This is a genomic window from Bradyrhizobium sp. USDA3010, assembly GCF_056429065.1.
The window spans coordinates 1-910 of sequence record NZ_JBWJZD010000130.1 but is presented as its reverse complement, the minus strand read 5'-3'; the positions used below and the strand labels follow the sequence as shown (position 1 = coordinate 910).

Annotated in this window: 1 pseudogene; it reads right to left on the bottom strand. The window is 61.0% G+C overall.

Features of this window, described 5'->3' with window-relative positions:
- Positions 1 to 143 precede the first annotated feature (143 nt).
- A pseudogene (locus AC066Y_RS43250) lies at positions 144 to 910 on the bottom strand (IS630 family transposase); the annotation flags it as partial.

Genomic DNA, 910 nt, shown 5'->3' with positions numbered 1-910 from the left:
CGCGTTGCAAAGTACCGGTCGTCAGGCGGTGAAAAGCCGAAGGCAATCCTGTGCGCCTCGTCAGAGCAGATGTACGGCCGCATCAATCGGGCCCAAAAGCCGCACTCTCACGAATAGGACGGGCTAGTATCTCGTCACAGTGATTATGACTCTTTGGAAGTGGCGGGATAGGCGCCCGCCATTTTGGTGCGAGCCTTGTCTGTTGTGAACATCCATCTGATGCGGGAGCGGGCGGCATTTCGTTGTCGTTCCCAGGCGGTGATTTCGCGGCGCAGTCGCTTGGGGTCGTCGATCCTGCGATCCAGGCACTGGCCCCGCAGGACGCCGATTTCGATCTCGACCATGTTGCATGTTTTGGGGTGTAGTGGAACTCGAGCCGTCGCAAAATCCGCCTGGCTTCGGCGGGCGGGAACGCCTGATAGAGGGCGCCGGCGGAGTGGGTCGATAAATTGTCCTGGACGACCCGGATGATCTCGGCGTCGGGATAATGGATGTCGACGAGATCACGCATGCATTGGGCGTAATCTCTTGCCGCTCGCCGCTCGGTGACCTTGACCTTGCGCCAGGGACGATGCACGTCGAGGAGAACGAAGAGATTGACCGTGCCATTGCGACGATACTCATAATCGTAACGTTCGAGCCTGCCGGGCTTGGCCGGGATCGGCTGACGCACCTCGCCGATGAGTTGCACCGGGCTTTCGTCGAAGCACACCACTGGCCGTCTGGAGTCGGGCGCCTCGGCATAGAGGTCGAGCACATCCTCCATGCGGGCGACGTATTCGTCGTCGACCTGCGGAATGCACCACACGTCTTTGCGCCAGGGCTTGAGGCCATTCTCGGCCAGGCGCCGCCGAACCGTCTCGTGCGACAGGCTCTTGTGTTCGGTGAGCTTGACCATCGCACCCGCCAG